The 16171-nt window shown below is 69.7% G+C and carries 14 protein-coding genes and 2 pseudogenes; 9 read left to right on the top strand and 7 right to left on the bottom strand.

The genetic code is table 11. The features are described from left to right. Positions 1-39 precede the first annotated feature (39 nt). Positions 40-1335 (bottom strand): ABC transporter permease, encoded by a 1296-nt coding sequence (locus G6045_RS31305; RefSeq protein WP_165335539.1) that lies wholly within the window; start codon positions 1333-1335, stop codon positions 40-42. A 126-nt stretch (positions 1336-1461) separates the two neighbouring features. Here G6045_RS31305 and G6045_RS31310 point away from each other — a divergent pair, with 126 nt between their 5' ends. Together G6045_RS31310 and G6045_RS31315 are read left to right on the top strand one after the other, a co-directional pair. Continuing rightward, positions 1462-2124, top strand: a complete 663-nt coding sequence (locus tag G6045_RS31310; RefSeq protein ID WP_165335540.1) for a response regulator transcription factor — start codon at positions 1462-1464, stop codon at positions 2122-2124. Next, entirely contained in the window at positions 2115-3332 is a 1218-nt protein-coding gene (locus tag G6045_RS31315) for a sensor histidine kinase (RefSeq protein WP_165335541.1), read from the top strand. Before G6045_RS31310 ends, G6045_RS31315 begins: the two co-directional genes overlap by 10 nt. Positions 3333-3395: 63 nt before the next feature. Here the strand turns inward: G6045_RS31315 and G6045_RS31320 are convergent, their stop codons facing one another. Both G6045_RS31320 and G6045_RS31325 read right to left on the bottom strand, forming a co-directional pair. Then, the gene (locus G6045_RS31320) at positions 3396-4859 is read right to left on the bottom strand and encodes an amidase (protein WP_165335542.1); all 1464 of its coding nucleotides are present in this window, start codon (positions 4857-4859) and stop codon (positions 3396-3398) included. A gap of 29 nt (positions 4860-4888) precedes the next feature. Further along, a complete protein-coding gene (locus G6045_RS31325) occupies positions 4889-6535 on the bottom strand; it encodes an ABC transporter substrate-binding protein (protein WP_165335543.1) in 1647 nt (548 codons plus the stop codon). Positions 6536-6798: 263 nt separating this feature from the next. On the opposite strand from G6045_RS31325, the gene G6045_RS31330 reads away from it, so the two are divergent. Further along, positions 6799-7260, top strand: a complete 462-nt coding sequence (locus G6045_RS31330; protein WP_165335544.1) for a DUF3237 domain-containing protein — start codon at positions 6799-6801, stop codon at positions 7258-7260. A 43-nt stretch (positions 7261-7303) separates the two neighbouring features. On the opposite strand, the gene G6045_RS31335 is transcribed toward G6045_RS31330, so the two are convergent. Next, complete coding sequence (locus G6045_RS31335; protein WP_328707967.1) at positions 7304-7717, bottom strand: MarR family winged helix-turn-helix transcriptional regulator; 414 nt, start codon at positions 7715-7717, stop codon at positions 7304-7306. Positions 7718-7956: 239 nt separating this feature from the next. Between G6045_RS31335 and G6045_RS31340 the strand changes: the two genes are divergently transcribed. The 4 genes and pseudogenes from G6045_RS31340 to G6045_RS31355 all read left to right on the top strand — a co-directional run bounded on the left by G6045_RS31340 (position 7957) and on the right by G6045_RS31355 (position 11865). After that, positions 7957-8868, top strand: a complete 912-nt coding sequence (locus tag G6045_RS31340; protein WP_165335545.1) for an SDR family oxidoreductase — start codon at positions 7957-7959, stop codon at positions 8866-8868. A 1-nt stretch (position 8869) separates the two neighbouring features. Then, positions 8870-9748 (top strand): annotated as a pseudogene (locus G6045_RS31345) (amidohydrolase family protein); the annotation flags it as partial. An 89-nt stretch (positions 9749-9837) separates the two neighbouring features. Continuing rightward, the gene (locus G6045_RS31350; RefSeq protein ID WP_165335546.1) at positions 9838-11379 is read left to right on the top strand and encodes an acyl-CoA synthetase; all 1542 of its coding nucleotides are present in this window, start codon (positions 9838-9840) and stop codon (positions 11377-11379) included. A gap of 27 nt (positions 11380-11406) precedes the next feature. Beyond that, the gene (locus G6045_RS31355) at positions 11407-11865 is read left to right on the top strand and encodes a MaoC family dehydratase (protein WP_165335547.1); all 459 of its coding nucleotides are present in this window, start codon (positions 11407-11409) and stop codon (positions 11863-11865) included. Between the two features lie 106 nt (positions 11866-11971). Here the strand turns inward: G6045_RS31355 and G6045_RS31360 are convergent, their stop codons facing one another. Together G6045_RS31360 and G6045_RS31365 are read right to left on the bottom strand one after the other, a co-directional pair. Further along, positions 11972-12652, bottom strand: coding sequence for a hypothetical protein (locus G6045_RS31360; protein WP_165335548.1), 681 nt, complete (start codon positions 12650-12652; stop codon positions 11972-11974). A gap of 126 nt (positions 12653-12778) precedes the next feature. Next, entirely contained in the window at positions 12779-13558 is a 780-nt protein-coding gene (locus G6045_RS31365) for a TetR/AcrR family transcriptional regulator (protein ID WP_165335549.1), read from the bottom strand. A gap of 146 nt (positions 13559-13704) precedes the next feature. Here G6045_RS31365 and G6045_RS31370 point away from each other — a divergent pair, with 146 nt between their 5' ends. After that, positions 13705-14301 (top strand): NADPH-dependent FMN reductase, encoded by a 597-nt coding sequence (locus tag G6045_RS31370; protein ID WP_165335550.1) that lies wholly within the window; start codon positions 13705-13707, stop codon positions 14299-14301. 31 nt (positions 14302-14332) lie between these two features. Then, entirely contained in the window at positions 14333-15865 is a 1533-nt protein-coding gene (locus G6045_RS31375; protein WP_165335551.1) for an MDR family MFS transporter, read from the top strand. A gap of 18 nt (positions 15866-15883) precedes the next feature. Here G6045_RS31375 and G6045_RS31380 read toward each other — a convergent pair. Continuing rightward, positions 15884-16171 (bottom strand): annotated as a pseudogene (locus tag G6045_RS31380) (hypothetical protein); the annotation flags it as partial.

A 16171-nucleotide genomic window follows, 5' to 3' on the forward strand; every position in this document is an offset into this window, starting at 1 on the left:
GGGTAAGGGGGGTGCTGCCGGGGGCGGCTGTGCGGCCGGCTACTCGGTGTCGGCCAGGATGGAACGGGGGTGCAGGCGGAGGATTCCGATGCCGGGGACGACGGTGGAGACCAGGGAGATCCCGAGCCCGATGCCGGCGACCTTGCCGACCGTGGCCGGCTCGACCCGTACCGTCGGTGGAGCGATCGCGACATCCGGAGGACCGGCCGCGGTGACGGGCGTGCCGTTCTTGGCGTCGTCGTTCTTGCCGCCGAGGAGCGCGTCACCCGCGCTCTGCCCGGCGAGCGAGCCGGCCAGTGCGGCGAGCGCCACGGCGGGCAAGGCCACCGCCGCGATTTCCACCGCGTGCTGGCCGATGAGCTTCCACTTCTTCTCGCCCATCGCGAGCAGCACGCCGAGCTCGCCGCGCCGCTCGCGGATCTGCAGCATCACGATGAGGCCGAGGATCAGCGCCCCGGCCAGGGCGATCACCCAGACGATCAGTCCCGCGAACGTGCCGACCTGCTGGATCGGCCGGACCTGGTCCCGGTACGCCTTGTCGTTGACCCGGAAGTCGAAGGTGCCCTTGCCCAGGAGACGCTCCGCTTCGGCGTGCAGCTGCTTGGCCTGTTCCGGCGAGCCGATCCTGAACACCGCTTCGCTGACCTTCGCGGTGCTGCTGCCCAGCGTCCGTGCCGTGTCCACCGGTACGTACAGCGTGTTGCCGGGCAGTTCGTGCGGCGGCTTCCACACCGTCGGATCCTGTGCCGGGTCCTGGAAGATGCCGACGATCTTCAGCGGTACCGTGCGCTTGCCGTCCGCCGATTGTGCCTGGACGGTGTTGCCGACCTGGAGACCGTTCTTGTCGGCCAGACGCTGCTCGATCATCGCGACGTGGCGGCCCGCGTCCTCGGGGGCGATGCCGCGGCCCGCCGTGACCTTCATCGATCCGTACGAGAAGGGCAGCAGCATGCCCGAGTCGCGGAGGCCGTGCACGGCCAGCGGGCTCTGCGCCTTCTTCCCTGTACCGGCGCCGGCGTCCCCGGGTTCCGGCACGCCCGATGTCAGCGGCGTGAAGCCACGTGTTCCGGCCCGCACTGGAAGCTCCGGGTTGTAGCGGTGCACGAGGTGCGAGCTGCCGAGCCGGTCGGCGAGGGCCGGCGTGAGGCCCTTCTTCTTCACCGTGACGTCGACACCGATGGTGCGCTGCGCGTCGGCTTCCTGGCGTGCGGCGGCGCCCTGAAGCAGGAAGCCGCCCAGGAGCAGGGTGCAGATGACGAAGAAGATGCCCAGCAAGCCGGCGGTTCTGGATTTTCTGGCACCCAGGTTCATCCCGGCGCGCTTGACGAAGTTCATGCAGGAGACCAAAGCAGCCCGCTGTTTGCAGGGAGGTAAGCGTGTTACAGCGGCATAAGGGCCACAGGGTCCCGCCGTTCCCGCGTCCTTATCCGGCTGCAAACATGCTCTTGGTTCTATGAGGACATGAGAGTTCTGGTAGCCGAGGACCACCGTGTTCTCGCCCGCACCATCGCCACCGGCCTGAGACGCCAGGCGATGGCCGTCGACATCGCCCGTACGGGTGCCGAGGCCGAGCAGATGTGCCTGCTCACTGCCTACGACGTGCTGATCCTCGATCGTGACCTTCCCGTCATGAGCGGCGACGAGGTGTGCAGGCGGCTGCGTGAACTCCATGACCCGCCGCGGATCCTGATGCTGACCGCGGCCGGCGAGCTCACCGACAGGATCTACGGCCTCACCATGCTCGGCGCGGATGATTACCTGCCCAAGCCTTTCGACTTCGCCGAACTCGTCGCCCGTGTAAGGACATTGGGGCGTCGCGCACCCAAGCCGCCGCCCGCCGTGCTGCGCTTCGGGAACATCACCCTGGAGCAGGCCAGGCGCACGGCGACAGTGGACGGCCGCCCGTTGGAACTGACCCCGAAGGAATTCGCGGTCCTGCACCTGCTGCTCCTGGCAGGCGGAGCGCCGGTGCCGCACGACGAACTGGTTCGCACCATCTGGGACGAGCACCTCGACCCGCGCACCAGCGCGGTCCGCGCCACGGTGAGCCGCCTGCGCGGCAAACTCGGCGACCCCGGCCTGATCCTCGCCGACAAGGGAGAGGGGTACCGGCTGTGCGACTGAACCCACGGGCCCTGCTGAGCAAGCTGCCCTTCCGCGCCCGCCTGGCCGCGGCCTTCTCCGTGCTCTTCCTGCTCGCCGGTGTCCTCCTGCTCGCCTTTGTGGTGCTGCTCGTGCGCTACGGAACGGAACAGCAGGTCCAGGGGATGTCGATCACGTACGGCAACGTGCCGAACGACGACGGAGTGAGCGAGCCCGCAGCACCTTACGAGTCCGTGTCCCCTCGGCCTGCCCGGCCGGATGGGACGCCTGAGGCCCCGAGTGACGTGGCCGAGATCCAGAAGATCGACCAGACCGTGCAGGCCGTCCAGGACACGGCGCTGCGTCAGATGCTGCTCTGGTCCGCCGTCGGGCTCCTCGTCATGGCCGTGCTGGCCGGAGTGCTCGGCTGGTGGCTCGCGGGCCGCGCGCTGCGCCCCGTCGTCTCCATGACCGAAGCCGCCCGCCACATCAGTGAGCAGAACCTGCACCAGCGACTGGCGCTCACCGGTCCCTCCGACGAACTCCACCGGCTCGCCGACACCTTCGACACCATGCTCGACCGGCTGCAGAAATCCTTCGAAAGCCAACGGCGCTTCGTCGCCAACGCCTCCCACGAACTCAAGACCCCCCTCGCGGTGCAGCGCACCAGCCTCCAGGTCGGCCTCGCCGACCCGCTGCCCGAGGGCCTCGCCGACGTCCGCGAGGACTTGCTCGACGCCAATCGCGAGGCGGAACAACTCGTCGACGCACTCCTGCTCCTGGCCCGCAGCGACCGGGGCCTGGAGGAGACCGAGGACGTGGACCTCACCGCCACCGCCCGACTCGCAACCGCTGAACTCGCGCCGCACGCCCACCACAACGGCGTACATATCGACTTCGACACCACCACCGACGCCGCCCTGAGTGTCCCCGGCGACCCCGTCCTGCTCCGCCACCTCCTGACGAACCTGATCCGCAATGCCATCCAGTACAACCACCCCGACGGCCACGTCCACGTACGAGTCGACGCCCGCACCCTGACGGTGACCAATACCGGCCCCCACGTGCCTCCCGACCGGATCACCGACCTGTTCGAGCCCTTCCGCCGCCTCGACGGCGACCGCACCGCCACCACTGGCCACGGCCTGGGCCTGTCCATCGCCGCCTCCATCGCCGAGGCCCACCACGCCACGCTGACGGCCCACCCCGGCGCTGCCGGAGGCCTCACCCTGACGCTGCACTTTCCGTGAGCGGCGCCCCGTACGAGAGTCGCGGGAGATCTGATCCGGGTGAACTGGCCGACTCATCCGCCTTTACAGCCCCTGACCTGGGTCGGGCTGAGCCCAGGCGAAGGACGGCCGGCCACGCGGCGCCCTCGCCTCGATGTCCGATGCCACGTGGAGCAGCAGGTCCTCCGTGAAGCGTCCGCCGATCAGCTGGACGCCGGAGGGCAGGCCGTCGCGCAGGCCGGTGGGGACGGAGATGGCGGGCAGGCCGAGGACCGGGACCGCCTGCATCGGCCATTGCGCGGCAAGGAGTTCGGCCATACGGGAGTCGCCGGCGAGGTCGGCGTCCTGCTCGAAGGGCACCTCGGCGGCGACCGGGGTCAGTACGACGCGGTCCTGACCCAGGTAGCGCTGAAGGCGGCCGATCAGCGTGCCGCGGCGTGCGTAGCCCCGGATGTAGTCGGTGAGGGAGGGCTGTTCGCCCCAGATCTGCGCGGCGGCACGGAACGAGGACGCCAGGGAGTCGCGGACGGCGTCGTCGCCGAACATCTCGATCTCGGTCATCATCGTCTTCAGCTCTTGGTAGAGCAGCAGCGACCAGAGCCGTGCGGCCTCACCGAGTTCGGGGAGCTCCACCTCCTCCACCTCGTGACCGGCCTCGGTGAGCCAGCGGGCGGCGTCGTCGAGCGCCGCGTTCACGGCGGGCTGGGCCTTGACCACTCCCGCGTCGCGTACGAGGGCGACCTTGACGCGTCCGGGCGTGCCCAGCGGCGGGCGCACCGGCAGGCCGACGGGGTCGTCGAGGTCCGGCGTCACCATGGCGTGCAGGCCGAGCCGTACGTCGTCTACGGTCCAGCCGAGCGGGCCGTGCACCGCCATGGTCTGGAACGACAGAGGGCTGTCGAACTCCTCGGCGCCGCGCGGCTCCACGCCGGAGATCAGACCCACGGTGGGGCGCAGACCGACGGCGCCGCAGCAGTAGGCGGGGAACCGGACGGAACCGCCGATGTCGTTGCCCTGCGCGATCGGGGTCATGCCGGCGGCGACCGCCGCGGCCGCGCCCCCGGAGGACCCGCCCGGAGTGTGGCCGGGGTGCCACGGGTTGAGCGTCTTCCCGTGCAGGTCGTTGGAGGTGAACCACCGTACGGCGAAGGCGGGGCTGTTGCTGCGGCCCAGGAGGGTCGCGCCGGCCTCGCGCAGCGCGGCGACGCATGCGGCGTCGCCCTGGGCGACGGCACCGGCCCAGGCCGCCACACCGTGCGAACTGGCGAAGCCGCGCTGCGAGGTATTGATCTTGATGGAGACCGGGACGCCGAGCAGCGGCGGCAGATCCCCGCCGGCGGCGACCGCCGCGTCGGCTTCGGCGGCCTGGGTGAGCACCTCGTCGGGCCGGATGTCGACCAGTGCGTTGACGTGGGGGTTGGTTTCCTCGGCGCGGGTGAGGAACGCCTGCGCGACCTCGGTCGCGGAGAAGCTCTTCTCCCGTATACCGGCGGCCAGTTCGGCGGCCGGGCGGTCCCACAGAGGCTTGTCGCCCACGGTCTCGGTCATCGTCGTCTCCAAAGGAAAGGAAGAGAGGTTCACTTGGCGGTCCCGCCGAGGTGGGCGGCCCACGGCATGCTCATGTAGGCGAAGGAGGGCGGTGCGCCGCTGATGCGCTTGTTCATGAACATCCGCTCGTGCGTGGTGGCCAGGAACACCGCCGGTGTGGTCGGTGTGAACAGGGCCTGGGCCTCGGTGTAGGCCTTGGCCGAAGCCGCCGGGTCGGAGGCGGTACGCGCCTGGTCGAGCAGCCGGGCGACCTCGGGATTGTCGTAGCCCGTCCAGTTGAAGATGCCGCGCGGTGTGACGCTCTCGGCGACGTAGGACGCCGGATCGGTCATGCCCACATAGCCGAAGGTGAGCACGAGATCGAGCCCCTTGCGCACGGCGGGGTCGTAGAAGAGAGACGACATCTCGGTGGGCTGGAGCTGCTTGATCTTGATGTCCAGTCCGATCTTCTCTGCGGCGGCCTGGATGAACGTGAGGGCCTGGAGCGAGCGTTGGTCGCCGGCGGGGATGGCCGCCACCAGTGGACGCGACGGGGCGCCGGCCTCGGCGAGAAGCTTCTTCGCCTTCTCCTCGTCCTGCTCGGGCACGTCGGGCAGCGCGGCGTAGGCGGTGTCGAACGCGTCGGCCGCCGGGTCGCCGCGCCAGGTCACGGGCGGGACAAGGGACTTGAGGGTGGTGGCGGCCCCGCCGAACACGTTCTTGATCAGGGCCTCGCGGTCGACGACAAGGGACAGCGCGTCGAGCAGCCGGCGATCCGCGGCGGGTGACTCGGCGTGCCCTGGGATCAGCAGCACGTTCTGCGTCGACGGGCCGAGGTGCAGCGCGCCGTTGTCGGCCTTGGCGAGCGCGGTGGCGCTGCTGGGCGGCAGCTCGTACGTGCCGTCCACCTCACCGGAAAGCAGTGCGCTGGTCAGGGTGTTGCTGTTGGTGATGAACTGGAACTCGATCCGCTGCACCTTCGCCTTGAGCCCCGTGTCCCAGTAGGAGTCGTTGCGCTCGAGGGTGATGGTGCTGCCGGACTTCCAGGAGTCCAGCTTGTACGGGCCCGTACACATCAGGCCGCCCTTGGGCGACCCGTAGGCGGGGCCGGCTTTCTCGGCGTACGACTTCTTGCTGACCGCGCCGAACGAGGTGGCCAGCGCCTTGGGCAGCGTCTGGTCGTACCCCTTGGTGCGCAGCGTCACGCGCTGGGGGCCGTCGGCCTCGATCGCGGTGACGTCGGCCAGGTAATTGCCGTACAGGGCCTGCGTCTTGGGGTCGCGCTGGCGCTCCAGGCTGTGGACGACGTCCTCGGAGGTCATGGGGGAGCCGTCCCAGAACGTCACGCCGCTGCGGAGGTCGATCACCAGCGTGCGGTCGTCGGACCAGCCGACTTTCTCGGCGAGCCCCGGGCTCAGGGAGAAGTCGGCGTTCATCCGCGTCAGGGTGTCACAGAGGTTCGCGCCGACCGTCTGGGGCGAGTAGTCACCGACCTTCGCCGGGTCCAGCGTGGTCGGTTCACCGTAGGGGAGGGCCCAGGTCACGCGGTCGACCTCGGAGGTGCCGGGCGGTGTGGTGGTGGACAGGCGCCTGGGCTTGGGGGTGTCGTGGGTGCCGTTCGGTGCGCCGCTGCACGCCGTGGCGACCATGAGCCCCACGACGGCGCACACCGCCGGCACCGTTTTCTTCGCAGCCATAGCTGATGCTCCTTGCCGAGAGGAGGAGGGAAGAGAGGAGGGTGAAGAAATGCGAGGGGGGAGGAAGTGCAAGGGGGACGCCCGATATGGGCGGAGACGCGCCAGCTCGAAACGGCGTCGTAAATGAATGTCATATAACGCTGTTGCATGTCACGCTTGCATCTGGTGAGCTAACGCGTCAAGAGCAAGGCGTGACCCTCTCGCGGTCGGACCGCGAGGAACCGCGGGTGCGCCGACCCCTTTCACAGATGCGGAGAACATTCATGTCCTTCACTCCCGCCCTCGACTTCGCGTTCGAGATCCGTGCCGAGGTCTCCGACTCGCTGCACATCGGCAACGGCGACGGGGAAGTCACCGAGTTCACCCCGATCACCGGCGGCAGCGTGGATGGCCCCCGGTTGCGCGGCAAGGTCCTGCCGGGCGGCGGCGACTGGAGCAGTACGCGCGGGGAGGTCTGCGAACTGGAGGCGCGCTACCTGCTGCAGGCGGAGGACGGCGCGGTGATCGACATCGTCAACCGTGGCTACTACCGGCCCAAGGCCGACTGTCCCGACCAGTTCGACGGGGACGTGCAGGTGACCGAGGCCGGCCACTACTACCGCACGTCCCCGGTCTTTCGTACGGATGCGGCCGCGCATCGCTGGCTCGCGGAGACAGTCTTCGTCGGGCTGGCCCGTCCCGACGGCGACAAGGCCGTGATCATCCGCATGTACGCCCTCAAGTAACCACTCCCGGCCGCCCGGTGGGCCCCGGTCGGGGCCTGCCCGGCTAGGCCAGCGCGCGCCACGCCTTGATCAGTGACGCGCGCAGTTGATCCGTTTCCTCACCGCTCAGCTCGGCGACCATGCGCTGCTCCAGTTCGCGGGCTGGCTCTGCGTACTGCGCGAGCAGCTTCCGTCCCGGGTCCGCGAGCAGGATGAGGCGTTCGCGGCGGTTGGCGGGGTTGGGCTCGCGACGGATCAACTCCCGGCTTTCCAGGGCCCGGACCATGTCGGCCATCGTCTGGGCCGTGACGAAGGAGTCGCGGGCGAGCTGCGCGGCCGAGACCCCGTCGCGTCGCTCGAGCACGGTGAGGGCGGTGTACTGCAGTGCCGTGATCCCGGCCGGCTTGAGCAGTTCCTCCAGGCGGGCGCGCACGGCCAGTTCGGTGCGCTTGATCAGGTACAGCAGCGAGGTGCTCACAGCCCCTGGTTTTCCTCTCGCTTCGTGCCGCCCCTGCGGCGGTGACCCCAGCCTAGGTCATTGACAGGAATCCTGTTGATTGCTCAGACTGGCCGAGCATTCATCAGGATTCCTGTCAATGCGGCCCTCTGTGCGTACCTGCGCCCGTGCCCTCCACCTGTGGCACCGCACATCCGAGGCCGCATCCGCCACCACGCTCCCCACGTATCCACTCGCACCACGTACGAGAGGTTCCCCGCATGGATCTTCAGGGCAAAGTCGCCGTCGTCACCGGCAGCGGACGCGGCCTCGGGCTCGGCTACGCGCAGGCACTCGCCGCGGCGGGCGCCGCTGTCGTCGTCAACGACATCGACCAGGAAGCGGTCGACTCGGCCGTCGCTGCGATCCGGTCGCAGGGCGGAACGGCGGCTGGTGTCGTCGCCGCCGTCGGCGACAGCGAGTCCGCCGAACGCCTGGTCCAGGCGGCGGTCGAGGAGTTCGGCCGCCTGGACGTGCTGGTGACCAACGCCGGCATCCTGCGCGACCGCGTGCTGTGGAAGATGACCGACGACGACTTCGACGCCGTCGTCCGCGTCCATCTGCGCGGCACCTTCACCTGTGCGCGGGCCGCTGCCGTACGCATGCGGGAGCAGGGCACCGGCGGACGACTCATCCTCATCTCCTCGCCGGCCGGTCAGCGCGGCAACTTCGGCCAGACCAACTACGCCGCCGCCAAGGCCGGCATCGTCGCCATGGCCCGCACCTGGGCCCTCGAGCTGGGCCGCGCCGGTATCACCGTCAACGCCGTGGTCCCGGTGGCCGCCACCGAGATGACCAAGACCATCCCGGCGTTCGCACCCGTCATCGAGGAGTCCGAGCGCACCGGTGCGCCGCTGCCCGACTGGCTGCGCAAGGACGAGGGCCTGGGCACCGTCGAGGATGTCGCCGGGCTTGTCACCTTCCTCGCGTCGGACGCCTCGAAGGACGTCACCGGGCAGGCCATCGGCATCGGCGGCGACCGCCTCGCGCTATGGGCCCACCCCAAGGAGAAGGCCGTGGCCTTCGCCGACGGCGGCTGGGACGCCGACGCCATCGCCGCCGCATGGCCGGACGGCGTGGGCGGCGACCCCGAGACCTACGGCATCCCCGCACCCCAGCCCCGGCAGGCGTGACATGGCCGACCTCACGCTCGACCTCGACCGGCTGACCGCCATCGACATGCACACGCACGCGGAAGTCTCCAAGGACGGCCACGGCGCGCTGAGCCCCGAGCTGTTCGGTGCCTCCGAGGCGTACTTCAAAGCCCACGGACACCGGCAGCCGACCATCGACGAGATGGCCGGTCACTACCGCGAACGCCGCATGGCGGCCGTCGTGTTCACCGTCGACGCCGAACACGCCACCGGGCACCCCCGTATCTCCAACGAGGAGATAGCCGAGAGCTGCGCCGCCCACGCCGACGTCCTGATCCCCTTCGCCTCCATCGACCCGCACAAGGGTCGCGCGGGCGTACGGGAGGCGCGGCGGCTCGTCGAGCACTACGGGGTACGCGGGTTCAAGTTCCACCCGAGCATCCAGGCGTTCTCGCCGGACGATCCACTCGCCTACCCGCTGTACGAGGCCATCGAGGAGCTCGGCGTGCCCGCCCTCTTCCACACCGGCCAGACCGGCATCGGCGCGGGTGTCCCTGGTGGCGGCGGCATCCGTCTGAAGTACTCGAACCCCATGCTGGTCGACGATGTGGCCGTGGATTTCCCGGAGTTGCGGATCATCCTCGCCCATCCGTCCTTCCCCTGGCAGGACGAGGCGCTCGCGGTGGCCACGCACAAGCCGTACGTGTACATCGACCTGTCCGGCTGGTCCCCGAAGTACTTCCCGCCCCAACTCGTGCGCTACGCCAACAGTCTGCTCAAGGACAAGGTCCTGTTCGGGTCCGACTACCCCGTGATCACGCCCGACCGCTGGCTCGCCGACTTCGAGAAGCTCGACATCAAACCGGAGATCAGGCCGAAGATCCTCAAGGACAATGCCGCCCGCCTGCTCGGCCTGGCCGGATCTCGCCCGGACCGGCCCGCGACGTTGCCAGGCGGAGCAGGCAATTCCTCATCGGCATCCGCGACCACCGACTGAAGGAGCCGAATGTGCTGAACCAAGGCATCGGTTCCTGGCCGGCGCGCAGGGCCCGCAAGACCCCCGGCCGGATCGCCGTCGTGCACGAGGACCGCACCTGGACCTACCGGGAACTCGACGAGCGCGTCCTGCGCCTGGCGCACGCCCTGTGCGGCCTCGGCGTCCGGCGCGGCGACCGCGTCGCCTACCTGGGGCCCAACCATCCCACTGTGTTGGAGACGCTGTTCGCGGCCGGGGCGCTCGGTGCGGTCTTCGTCCCGCTCAACACCCGCCTCACCGCACCCGAGTTGGCCTACAACCTCACCGACGCCGGCGTCACCGTCCTCGTCCACGGACCCGAAGCGGCCGAGGCAGTCCCTGCCGCGGAGGCTGCGGGCGTGCGGCACCGGATCGCACTCGCCGGCCCCGACGACAAGGGTGCGCTCGGCTACGAGGAACTGCTGGCCGGGGCCGAACCCGCCCCTCTCGACGAGCCGGTGGCACCGGACGACCCGTGCATCATCATGTACACCTCCGGCACCAGCGGCCGCCCCAAAGGCGCCGTGCTCTCCCACGCCAACCTCACCTGGAACAGCGTCAACGTCCTCGTCGACACCGATCTCGCCGCCGACGAGGTGACGCTCGTCGTGGCGCCGCTGTTCCACACCGCAGGACTCAACATGACCTGCCTGCCCACCCTCCTCAAGGGCGGCCGGGTCGTACTGCTCGGCTCCTTCGACCCCGGACGCGTCCTCGACCTGATCGAACGCCGGCGGGTGACCTACATGTTCGGCGTCCCGACGATGTACGACGCCATGGCGGCCCACCCGCGTTGGACGGCCACGGACCTGTCCAGCCTGCGCACCCTCAACTGCGGCGGCGCTCCCGTCCCGGCCCGCACGATCGCCACGTATCTCGACCGCGGTCTGGCCTTCAGCCAGGGATACGGGATGACCGAGGCATCGCCCGGCGTGCTCTTCCTCGACCGCGAACAGACCTCCGCCAAGGCGGGTTCGGCCGGCGTGCCGCACTTCTTCACCGACCTGCGCTTGGTTCGCCCCGACGGCGGCGAGGCCGGTCCCGAGGAGCACGGGGAGATCCTCGTGCAGGGACCTCACGTCATGACCGGCTATTGGGGCAAGGCGGTTGAGACCGAGGCCGCGTTCGCCGAAGGCGGCTGGTTGCGCACGGGTGACGTCGCACGGGCCGACGCCGACGGATACGTGTACCTCGTCGACCGGATCAAGGACATGTACGTCTCCGGCGGCGAGAACGTCTCCCCGGCCGAGGTCGAGGACGCGCTCCTCACCCACCCCGCCGTCGCCGAATGCGCGGTCATCGGGGTGCCCGACCCGGTGTGGGGCGAGGTGGGGCGCGCCGTGGTCGTGCTCAGGCCAGGGGCGAGCGCCGACGAGGAGGACGTGCTCGGGCATCTGCGCGGCCGGCTCGCCAAGTACAAGATCCCCAAGTCCGTCGTCGTCACCGACGCGCTGCCCCGTACGGCCACCGGAAAGTTCATCAAGCCTGCTGTACGCGAGGCCTACGCGGCTGCTGGCGACAGCGAGCGTCCCTGACTCCCGTATCAACGAAAGGACATCACCATGCCCACCACCGCCAACGGTCTCGACGCTCTCCTGTCCCTCACCGGAGCCGACCTCGGGCGCACCGAGTGGCGTGAGATCGCCCAGGACCGGGTGAACACGTTCGCCGACGCCACCGACGACCACCAGTGGATCCACACGGACCCCGAGAAGGCCAAGACCGGGCCCTTCGGCGGCCCGATCGCGCACGGCTACCTGACGCTCTCGCTGATCATCCCGCTCTTCGGCGAGCTCCTGACCATCAGCGGTGTCACGATGAGCGTCAACTACGGTCTGGAGAAGGTCCGTTTCCCCAGCCCGGTGCCGGTGGGCGCCAAGATCCGCCTGCACGGCGTCGTGGGCACGGTGGAGGAGGTCAAGGGCAACGGTGTGCAGATGCCCCTGACGTTCACGGTCGAGGTCGAGGGCAGCGACAAGCCGGCCTGCGTCGCCCAGGCCGTCTACCGCCACTACGCCTGACCGGGGGCTCGAGGAGTCGGTGCGGCAACCGCCAGGAGGGTTGCCCCGATGATCGCGAGCCGGCGGAGAAGGGCGGCCCTTCGCCGGTATCCCGCGCTGATTTCCCTCACTTCTTCGCCGCGTCCCACCCGCCTGCGCCGAAGCTGCGCAGCAGTGTGATCAGCGCGGCGCCCAGGCGCCAGTCCACGCCCGGGGTGTGCAGGTGGAGTTTGTTGCCACCGGATCTGAACTCCAGCGGGACCTGGCCGTTCGCGCGCCATCGGATGCGGCGTGGGGGGCGTGCGAGACCGCCCTCGTTGCCCGGGGTGCCGTCGATCACGCTGATCACGAGGATCAGCACCATGAAGGGCAGCAGCAGCCACCACATCCACCACCACACGATCCGGCCCTTGAGCCCCACCGCCTCGAGACCGTCGGACTGCGTCACGATCCAGCGCGTGCGCAGCCTCCCGCCGCGGAGCGCCTTCTCGCGCACGATGGTGCCGAGCAATTCGCCGTGGGCGCCGACCACTTGGAACCTCGCGACGCCGCCGGTGGCCGACAGGGTGGTCACGGTGGCCACCCGCGCCGTGCGGCGGTCATCGGCCCACAGGGCGAAGGAACGGGCGCCGCTGCCACGGGCCTTGCGGTAGGCGGGTATCCCGCCCGGCGGCAGTTCGCGCTCCACGTACACGGCCGAAGGGGCCGGCCCCGAAGCGTCGGAGAAGTTGACCGTGTGCCGTACCTTGTCCGGGTTGCGGACCTCCACCCCTTTAGGGGTGCTGTACATGGTCACCACGTTGCTCATGCGGCATGCTCCTGGGTGCGTCGCCCGGTACGGCTCGAGTTTCACTCACGGGAGATCTATCAGACGGCCGGCGCGTGTTGGGGCGGCGGGGCTCCGCCGGAGCTCCTGGGCCGAGTGCGGGGAGGGTCAGATGCCGAGGCGTTTCGCGATGCCGTCGAGTACGCAGTCGAGGCCGAACTCGAATGCCCAGGCGTGGTCGTCCTTGCGCGCCGCCTCCATGCCGTAACGCTCATAAGTGGGGTAACGGCCCGTGCTCATCAGGTAGTTCATCTGCGGAGCGAGCGCCTCCCGGGTCTCGACGCCGCCGGACCAGCCGTGCCGCTCCTGGTACTCGCGCAGGATGATCTCGGCCTGCGTCGAACCGTGCACATAGGAGTTGAGGGTCCGGAAGGCGGCCATCATCGAGTCGGCATCCACGTCGCACGCGGCGAGCGCCGCCAGCTGCTGTTCGGCCACGGCCATCCGCGACGGTGTGAGCGAGATCAGCGGAATGGATCCCATCCACGGGTGCGCCAGCATCAACTCCCGTGTCTGCAGGGCGAAGGAGTGCAGCACCTCCCGCCAGTCCGCGGCCTCGTCCGGCGCTGTCAGCTGCCTGGAGACCTGGTCGATCATGAGCGCCCAGAGGTCGTCCTTGCCCGTCACATGTCGGTAGGCCGCCATGGGGGCGACGCCGAGCTTCGTGGCGAGGCGGCGCATGGTGACGGCGGCGGCGCCCTCCTCGTCGGCGATCTCGACGGCGGCGGCCGCGATCCGCTCCAGGGTCAGTGAGGCTCGGGACGCCGGCGCGGGCCGCTCCATGCGCTCCCAGAGAGAGGGCTCCACGACCTTGCTCTCGTCCTGCTTCCGGGCCTTGCTTTCGTCACGCTTCACGGCCTTGCTTTCGTCCTGCTTCCGGGCCGCCATGGCGCAGCTCCTCTTCTTCGCGGGATGTGGCGTACAGCTTCCTCGGGCGATGTCGTGTACAGCGTATCCCTCGCAGTGGACGGCGTACACATCGATGTGTACGTTGTACTCAACAAGATACGCCGTACACAACCAGGGGGTCTGTCATGCCTGCCACCACCACGTCACTCCGCGTCGCCGTACTCGTCGGGTCCACCCGCGAGGGCCGTTTCGGGCCGGTCGTGACGAACTGGCTCAGCCGCCACCTCGAGCAGCGCGAGGACATGGAGGCCGATGTCATCGACCTCGCGGAGACTCCGCTGCCGACCGTCCTGCCGGCCTTCGGCCAGGAGCCGCCGGCCGGTACGACGGAGGCGCTCGCCCTCGTGTCGCCGCGGCTCGCCGCCGCCGATGCGTTCGTGTTCGTCACGCCCGAGTACAACCACAGCTATCCGGCGTCGCTGAAGAACGCCATCGACTGGCACAACGAGCAGTGGCACGGCAAGCCCGTGGCGTTCGTCTCGTACGGGGGACTGTCGGGCGGCCTGCGCGCGGTGGAGCATCTGCGGGTTGTCATGGCCGAGTTGAACGCCACGACCATCCGCAACACCGTCAGCTTCCACGAGGCCTGGGCCCGGTTCGACGAGTCCGGCGCGGTCACGGACCAGGGCGCCGACACCGCCGCGAAGGCGCTGCTCGATCAGCTCGCCTGGTGGGGCCACGCCCTGCGCGACGCCAAGTCCCTTCGCTCGTACGTCGCCTGAGCGGGTTGCGAACCGGAACCGGAGAGACGCCATGAAGCAACTTACGGACGCGAAGCAGCCCGACAGCGCCACGACGGACGAGCCACCCGCCCCGCCTTCCAGGCTCGTCATCCTCGGCCTGCTGCTCGGCATCGTGCTCGCCACGCTCGACGGCACCATCGTCGGCACCGCCCTGCCAACCATCGTCGGCGACCTGGGCGGGCTCGACCAACTGTCCTGGGTGCTCACCGCCTATCTGCTCACCATGGCCGTCTCCACACCGATATGGGGCAAGGTCGGCGATCTGTACGGTCGCAAGGGAAGCTACCTCGGGGCCATCTCGCTCTTCCTCGTCGGCTCCGTGCTGTGCGGACTGGCCCAGGACATGGGGCAGTTGATCGCGTTCAGGGCGCTGCAGGGCATCGGTGCGGGCGGCCTGTTCGTGGGAGCCCTCTCCCTCATCGGCACACTCCTCGCGCCGGCGGAGGCCGGCCGCGCCCAGGCGCTCATCGGAGTGCTGCTGCCCGCCGCGACCATCGGCGGGCCGCTGCTCGGCGGCTTCCTCACCGACCAGTGGGACTGGCGCTGGGTGTTCTACGTCAATGTGCCGGTCGGAGCCGTGGCGTTGGCCCTCATCGGGTTCGGGGTGCGGCTGCGCGCCGAACGCAGAAAGGCGCGGATCGACCTCGCCGGCGTGGGACTCCTGACGGCCGCCATCCTCGCGCTGACCCTGCTCGCGACCTGGGCGGGGACGACATACGCGTGGACCTCACCGCAGATCATCGCTCTCGGCCTGGTGTCCGCGGCCTCGCTCGCCGCCTTCGTACGCGTGGAACGGCGCGTCGCTGAACCGGTCATCCCGCCCCGGCTGTTCCGCGACCGCAACTTCACGGTGGCGCAGATCCTGAGCTTCGTCACGGGTGCGGCGATGCTGGCGGCGGCGAGCTACCTGCCGCAGTACATGCAGTTCGTGCAGGGCCTGTCGTCCACGCAGAGCGGACTGCTCCTGGTCCCGCTGATGCTCGGCATGATCGCCTCACAGCTCGTCATCGGCCGGCGTGTGGGCGAAGGCGGCCGCTACCGCGGCTACCCGATCGCGGGCGGCGCGCTGGCCACGGCCGGGGCCCTGGCCCTGCTGACGCTCGGCACCGGCACGAGCGCGGCTCTGGCCTCCGGGCTCACGTTCGTGCTCGGGGTGGGCATCGGCTGCCTGATGCAGCCGACGATGCTGATCACGATGAACAGCGCCGAACCGCGCGACATGGGCGCGGCCAGCGGCACGCTGACGCTGCTGCGCACCATCGGCGGCTCACTCGGCATCGCGGTCCTCGGCTCGGTCTACACGAACCGCCTCGCCGCCACGGTCACGGACCACCTCGGCGCCGACGGACAGCAACTGACCGGCGGTGAACTCACGCCCGCACTCCTGCACGACCTGCCGGAACCCGTCCAGGACGCGTTCCGGTCCGGCGTCGTCGACGGACTGCACGGCGTCGCGCTCGGCACCGCGGCGCTGTGCGCTGTGACGTTCGGGGTGGCCTGGCTGATCCGGGAGGTTCCGTTGCGGGGCGCGGAGCCTTCATAGCCGTACAGGCGCGCTTCGCTATCCACCGGCGGTGTAGCAGATGGTGACGGTGATGCCGCCACGGAGGATGTCGTGGCACACGGGCCCGGGGTCGACAGGCTCGGTGGTGGGTGGCGGGTCGACGGGCGCGGGCTCCATGGGTTCGGTGGGTGGCGGGTCGACGGGCGCGGGCTCCACGGGTTCGGTGGGTGGCGGGTCGACAGGCGCGGGCTCGACAGGTTCGCTGGGCGCCGGGTCGACGGGAGGCTGCACCGGGTTGGAGGGTGCGGGGGTGCCGGGGTCGGGCTCCGTCGGAACAGGGTTGAC

Source organism: Streptomyces mesophilus, assembly GCF_011044995.1.
GTDB classification, from domain to species: Bacteria; Actinomycetota; Actinomycetes; order Streptomycetales; family Streptomycetaceae; genus Streptomyces; species Streptomyces mesophilus.

Excerpts from the sequence above, each read along its gene's own strand:
- G6045_RS31325 (WP_165335543.1), bottom strand. The coding sequence starts at position 6,535 with ATGGCTGCGAAGAAAACGGTGCCGGCGGTGTGCGCCGTCGTGGGGCTC.
- G6045_RS31330 (WP_165335544.1), top strand. The coding sequence starts at position 6,799 with ATGTCCTTCACTCCCGCCCTCGACTTCGCGTTCGAGATCCGTGCCGAG.
- G6045_RS31320 (WP_165335542.1), bottom strand. The coding sequence starts at position 4,859 with ATGACCGAGACCGTGGGCGACAAGCCTCTGTGGGACCGCCCGGCCGCC.
- G6045_RS31370 (WP_165335550.1), top strand. The coding sequence starts at position 13,705 with ATGCCTGCCACCACCACGTCACTCCGCGTCGCCGTACTCGTCGGGTCC.
- G6045_RS31375 (WP_165335551.1), top strand. The coding sequence starts at position 14,333 with ATGAAGCAACTTACGGACGCGAAGCAGCCCGACAGCGCCACGACGGAC.
- G6045_RS31365 (WP_165335549.1), bottom strand. The coding sequence starts at position 13,558 with ATGGCGGCCCGGAAGCAGGACGAAAGCAAGGCCGTGAAGCGTGACGAA.
- G6045_RS31305 (WP_165335539.1), bottom strand. The coding sequence starts at position 1,335 with ATGAACTTCGTCAAGCGCGCCGGGATGAACCTGGGTGCCAGAAAATCC.
- G6045_RS31340 (WP_165335545.1), top strand. The coding sequence starts at position 7,957 with ATGGATCTTCAGGGCAAAGTCGCCGTCGTCACCGGCAGCGGACGCGGC.
- G6045_RS31360 (WP_165335548.1), bottom strand. The coding sequence starts at position 12,652 with ATGAGCAACGTGGTGACCATGTACAGCACCCCTAAAGGGGTGGAGGTC.
- G6045_RS31310 (WP_165335540.1), top strand. The coding sequence starts at position 1,462 with ATGAGAGTTCTGGTAGCCGAGGACCACCGTGTTCTCGCCCGCACCATC.
- G6045_RS31355 (WP_165335547.1), top strand. The coding sequence starts at position 11,407 with ATGCCCACCACCGCCAACGGTCTCGACGCTCTCCTGTCCCTCACCGGA.